General features: G+C 68.1%; 5 protein-coding genes. 2 read left to right on the top strand and 3 right to left on the bottom strand.

Annotation, left to right across the window (positions count from 1 at the left end):
* Window positions 1-198: 198 nt before the first annotated feature.
* A complete protein-coding gene (locus ABGA94_RS22235; protein ID WP_005415431.1) occupies window positions 199-702 on the top strand; it encodes a hypothetical protein in 504 nt (167 codons plus the stop codon).
* Window positions 703-748: 46 nt separating this feature from the next.
* Window positions 749-1804 (top strand): suppressor of fused domain protein, encoded by a 1056-nt coding sequence (locus ABGA94_RS22230; protein WP_065178951.1) that lies wholly within the window; start codon window positions 749-751, stop codon window positions 1802-1804.
* Window positions 1805-1897: 93 nt separating this feature from the next.
* On the opposite strand, the gene ABGA94_RS22225 is transcribed toward ABGA94_RS22230, so the two are convergent.
* The 3 genes from ABGA94_RS22225 to ABGA94_RS22215 all read right to left on the bottom strand — a co-directional run bounded on the left by ABGA94_RS22225 (window position 1898) and on the right by ABGA94_RS22215 (window position 5380).
* Window positions 1898-2509 (bottom strand): glutathione S-transferase N-terminal domain-containing protein, encoded by a 612-nt coding sequence (locus ABGA94_RS22225; protein ID WP_100477630.1) that lies wholly within the window; start codon window positions 2507-2509, stop codon window positions 1898-1900.
* 84 nt (window positions 2510-2593) lie between these two features.
* On the bottom strand, window positions 2594-3052 hold the full coding sequence (locus ABGA94_RS22220) for a cell wall hydrolase (RefSeq protein WP_004154513.1): 459 nt from the start codon (window positions 3050-3052) through the stop codon (window positions 2594-2596).
* 297 nt (window positions 3053-3349) lie between these two features.
* The gene (locus ABGA94_RS22215) at window positions 3350-5380 is read right to left on the bottom strand and encodes an FAD-dependent oxidoreductase (RefSeq protein ID WP_375368110.1); all 2031 of its coding nucleotides are present in this window, start codon (window positions 5378-5380) and stop codon (window positions 3350-3352) included.
* Window positions 5381-5676 lie beyond the last annotated feature (296 nt).

The raw sequence follows: 5676 nt of genomic DNA, 5'->3' as shown, positions 1-5676 counted from the left end.
CTGGCCGGCCCCCCCCTCAATCCCGAGGTTGCCGGCCAGCGGCCGGCACTACCCGCTGCACTTGCGCTAAGCTCGCCCTGTCATCGACCTGCAACACGCGGTGCGCGCCGGGGAATGCGCGCGCCGCCCAGGGGTGGCACACAGGGGGGCGTGCCCGTGAGGGTGCGCCGGCATGGCGCATCAAGGGAGGGGGATGCAATGGCATTGCTGCACGCCAAGACGGCTGCTGGCCGTCAGGAAATCGAAGACCGTGGCCGGCGCCTGCCGGCGGCACTGCGTTCAATCCTGTTGATGGTCGATGGCCATCGCGATGACACCGAACTGCGCGGCTTGTTCGATGGCCTGCGCGCACCTCCGGATGCACTGGAGCAGCTGGCCGCACAGGGACTGATCGAGGTGATCGGCGGGAGCGTAGAGGCCGCTCCGGCGCGTGGCATCAGCACCGGCCGCGAACAGGACCCGGCGCTGTACCAGCAGTTGTACGACGCGATGAGCGAGGCGGTGCGGCGCCATCTGGGGCTGAAGGGCTACTTCATGCAGTTGAAGATCGAACGCTGCACCGATGCGCTGGCGTTGGAACGCCTTTGCCCGGAACTGCTGGCGGCGGTGGGCAAGGCGCGCAGCCCGGCGCTGGCCCAGCGCTGGTGGCAGGAAACCCAGTCCGCCGTAGTAAACGCTGGCAAAGAGGTCGTGCAGGCCTGAGCCACCGCGTAAAGTGATCGGTTCACTTCCCCACAAGGAGTTCCGCGTGCAGGACGACCACGATGACACCGACACCCCCGGCTGGGACGCGATCAATGCGGCGCTTTCGCCGCTGTATGCCGGGCAGGAGCCGCGACACTACGGCACCGCGCTTCCCTACACGCTCGGCGGCCAGGATCCGCTGGATGGCATCAGCGTGTACTGGGCGGATGCGCCGGTTCCGCATTGGCACTACATCACCTACGGTTTCTCCGAGCTGTATGCCAAGGAGAGCAGTGATGCTGCCGCCAGCGGCTATGGTTTCGAGCTGACGTTCCGTCTCGCTGCCGAAGCCGCTGAGAACGCCGACAGCACGCCGCCGGTGTGGCCGATGAACCTGCTGCAGAACCTGGCGCGCTATGTGTTCGGCAGCGGCAACGTGTTCGAGGATGGCCACCATCTGAATGCCAACGGCCCGATCGCACTGGAGACCGACACGCGGTTGTGCCACCTGGCCTTCATTGCCGACCCGCAGTTGCCGGCACGCGACACCGCCAATGGCCACCTGCAGTTCCTGCAGCTGGTTGGATTGACCGATGAGGAAATGGAGGCGGTCAAGCGCTGGTCTACGCGCGGCGTGCTGCAGGCGCTGCAGCCGGCAATGCCGCTGTGGGTCAGCGACCTGCACCGCGGCAACCTGCTGGAGGACCCTGCGCTGGCGGCAGAGGTGCGGGCCGGCAGCGAGCGCGAAGGCTCCAGCACCGGCATGTTGTTCATCGAGACACTGGACTGGCGCCAGGAGGCGGGCATGATCACGCTGGTGCTTGGCGCCGGCCAGGTGGCGAGCGTGTGCGAACTGCTGCCGCTGCGCCTGCGCCACGGCAGATCGCTGGAACTGGTCAGCCGCGAGCGGCAGTGGGAGTTCATCGCGGACGGGGGCGGTGAAGTGGCGGACGTATCCGCCGACAGCGCGCGCTGGTCACTGGACGAGGCGGGCCTGCAGGCCCTGGCAGGGGTGCACGCCGAGCGCGGGGTCTACCCGCTGGCAGGAAGGTTGCGTATCGAGGTGGTGCCGACCTACCTGCGCGATGCCAAGGGGGAAGTGATCCGCCAAATCGGCTGATCGCACCAATGAAATCGAGGGGGGCGGAGCCGCCTGGTAGCCGATGGGGTCAGATCCGTTCGCCACGCGAACGGCTCTGACCCCTGACCAAGGTCAGGCCAGGCCTTCGGCCTTCAGCGCGGCCTGCACGCCGGCATCAGCGTCCATGCGTGCCTTGTAGGCGGCCAGGTTGTCCAGGCCGGACAGATCAACCTTGGTACCGGCGGCCCAGCGCAGGGTGATGTAGAAGTACGGGTCGGCGAAGCTGCGGAAGCCGGCCAGCCAGGGCTTGTCGGCCAGCTGCCTGTCAGCGGTCTCGAACAGGCCACGCAGGCGCTTGTGCGCGGCGGCGCGGATCGCGTCGTACTGGCTCTCGTCGGCGATGAACTTGCCCGGCGCGAACAGCGGCGAGAAGGCCGGGTGCACGTCGGAATTGACGAAGGCCAGCCAGCGGGTGGCTTCGGCGCGCTGGCGCGGGCTGCCATCACCGCCGAGGCCGGCCTGCGGGAAGCTGTCGGCGATGTAGCCCATGATCGCGGCGTTCTGCAGCAGCACGAAGTCGCCGTCGACCAGTGCGGGAACGGCACCGGCCGGATTGATCTTCAGGAATTCCGGACCCTTCAGGGTGTCCTTGTTCAGCAGTTCAACCTCGAACGGCTGGCCGGTCCACTGCAGGGCGATGTGGTCGGCGGTGGAACAGGCACCGGGCTTGCTGTACAGCTTCATGGGAACTCCAGGTGATGCGGGCGGGAAACGCCCACTATCCCAGAGCCCGGCGGCGGCCGGCAACGCTGCCGCCAGCACGGATCGTTACGATTGCCGCGGCTTGAGGTTCTGCACCTTGTAGAAGGTGTGATCGCCGATGGTCGCCACCTGGTAGGCGTTGCGCCAGTTCGGGCTGGCGATGGACAGCGCGGCGAAGTGGCTGGCACCGGGCACGATCTCGCGGCGTTCGCCGGCCGGCAGCGCCCAGTTGCGCTCGGCGTCGAAAGCCACGTTCATCGCTTCGCTCCACGCCGCGTCATTGCCCAGCTGGGTGCCGGGGGAGACGATGGTCGGTGCGAACTGCTTGCGCGCGGTGACCACCTGGCACATCGAGTCGCCCCACAGGCCACTGTCGAGACGGCGCAGGGCGACCTCGGCAACAGCCTGCTGACCGCGCAGGGTCTGGTCGCGGGCTTCCAGGTAGACGGTGGTGCTCAAACACAGTGAATCAGCGGCCGGCTGAGGCAACAACTGCGACAGCCAGAGAATCCAGGCCAGTTTCATATAACTCCTTGCTCCGTATGGGCCGCACCCTCCGGTTCCGGCCGCGGGGCGACAGGAGGTGGGGGACGACTTGGCGTCATGGGGAGGCGGCCATCGGGGCCGCCCCGTGGGCAGCCCCAAAAGAAACGATCAGTACCGATCGTGGGGACTGCGCCGGCTCACCGGAAACTGGCTGGTGAGCGGAAAGATGGCGCAAGGTAGGGGGGCATAGCCGAACGCATCGTGAACCGCTCGGCTTGACATTCAGGTTCAACCGGGGTGACGGAAATCACATTCCGTCCCCCATTCAGGCGCTCATCAGAGCGCGGCGGCGACCCGGCTGCCCTGGTCGATGGCGCGTTTCGCATCGAGTTCGGCGGCCACGTCGGCACCGCCGATCAGCTGCGCGTTGATGCCGGCCGCCTGCAGTTCGGCCTGCAGCGTGCGGTTCGGTTCCTGCCCGGCGCAGATCACCACATGGTCGACCGGCAGCAGCTGTTCGCTGCCGTCCACGCGGATGCGCAGGCCCTCGTCGTCCACCCCTAGGTACTCGACGCCACCGAGCATGCGCACGCCCTTGGCCTTCAGCGTGGCGCGATGGATCCAGCCGGTGGTCTTGCCCAGCCGCGCGCCCGGCTTGCCCGGGCTGCGCTGCAGCAGCCACAAGCGTCGCGGTGACGGCTCGACCTCGGGCCGACCCATCGAGCCGCGTGCCTCGAAGCTGGGGTCCACGCCCCATTCGGCCATCCAGCGCTGCGGATCCAGCGAGGGGGATTCACCGGCGTGGCTGAGGAATTCGCCGACATCGAAGCCGATGCCGCCGGCGCCGATGATCGCCGCATTGGCGCCCACTTCGACCCGCCCCAGCAGCACGTCCAGGTAGCTCACCACCTTGGCGTGATCGGCACCGGGGAAATCGACCTTGCGCGGGGTGATGCCGGTGGCCAGCACCACCTCGTCGAAGCCAGCCAGTTGGGAAGCGTCGACGCGGGTGCCCAGGCGCAGCTGTACGCCGGTCTCCTGCAGCGCGTGGCGGAAGTAGCGCAGGGTCTCGTGGAACTCTTCCTTGCCGGGGATGCGCTTGGCCACGTTGAACTGGCCGCCGATCTCATCATTGGCATCGAACAGGGTGACCTGGTGGCCACGCTGGGCAGCGACAGTGGCGCAGGCCAGGCCGGCGGGGCCGGCGCCGACCACCGCAACCGTCTTCGGCGTAGCAGTGGGACGATAGACCAGCTCGGTCTCGTGGGCGGCGCGCGGATTGACCAGGCAGCTGGCCAGCTTGTTCTCGAACACGTGGTCCAGGCAGGCCTGGTTGCAGGCGATGCAGGTGTTGATCGCCTCCGCGCGGCCGGCACGGGCCTTGTTCGGCCACTGCGGGTCGGCCAGCAGCGGGCGTGCCAGCGACACCATGTCGGCGCCGCCACCGGCCAGGATGCGTTCGGCAACGTCGGGCATGTTGATGCGGTTGGTCGCCACCAGCGGTACCTTCACATGCGGCTTGAGCTTGGCGGTGACGCCGGCAAAGGCCGCGCGCGGCACCGAGGTGGCGATGGTCGGAATGCGCGCTTCGTGCCAGCCGATGCCGGAATTGATGATCGTTGCGCCAGCCGCCTCGATCGCCTGCGCCTGTTGAACGATCTCGTCCCAGTCGCTGCCGTCGTCGACCAGATCCACCAGTGACAGGCGGTAGATGATGATGAAGTCCGGGCCACAGGCCTCGCGGATGCGGCGCACGATCTCGACCGCGAAGCGCATGCGCTGGCGCGCGTCGCCGCCCCAGGCATCGGCGCGCTTGTTGGTGCGCGGGGCGATGAACTCGTTGATGAGGTAGCCCTCCGAGCCCATCACTTCCACGCCGTCGTAGCCGGCCTCGCGGGCCAGCTTCGCGCTGCGAGCGTAGTCGGCGATATGGCGCTCTACGCCGCTGGCCGACAATGCGCGCGGGGTGAACGGGTTGATCGGTGCTTTCAGCTTCGACGGTGCCACCGACAACGGGTGGTAGGCATAGCGGCCGGCATGCAGCAACTGCAGGCAGATCTTCGCGCCGTGCTGGTGCGCGGCGGCGGTGAGCTGGCGGTGCGGCCGCACTTCCCAGGGCCAGGACAGCTTGCCACCGAATGGCTTCAGCCAACCGACCACATTGGGCGCGAAGCCGCCGGTGACGATCAGGCCGACGCCGCCCTCGGCGCGCTCGGCGAAGTAGGCCGCCAGCCGTGGGAAGTCGCGGGCGCGATCTTCCAGGCCGGTGTGCATCGAACCCATCAGGACGCGGTTGCGCAGCTGGGTGAAGCCCAGATCCAGCGGGGCGAACAGGTGGGGATAGGCGCTTTCGTTGGCTGGCGACATGGTCGATACGCTTGCGTACGGAAGCGCGAAGCGTGCCGCGAAACGGCGGCCGGGGCAAGGGCCGCTTCTTTGGGAGGGCTGGCCGCTGTCTGACGGTTTGGTAGTGCCGGCCGCTGGCCGGGTGCGCTCGGCACATGCGTGCTGTCGCTCCCGCGTTTCGCTGCGCGAATCGCGGGCCCCACTCACCGGCCTCCAACCCCCCCGCGCCTGCGGCGCTGCCCCCGAACTCCGGGGGCGGTAGTGCCGGCCGCTGGCCGGCATTCCGGTCAACTCAGGGCGATTGCGGTTGCCGGCCA

The sequence above is a fragment of the Stenotrophomonas sp. 3diitr2024 genome, assembly GCF_042136455.1.
Classification (GTDB): Bacteria; Pseudomonadota; Gammaproteobacteria; order Xanthomonadales; family Xanthomonadaceae; genus Stenotrophomonas; species Stenotrophomonas sepilia.
This window is presented reverse-complemented; position numbering and strand designations above follow the sequence as displayed.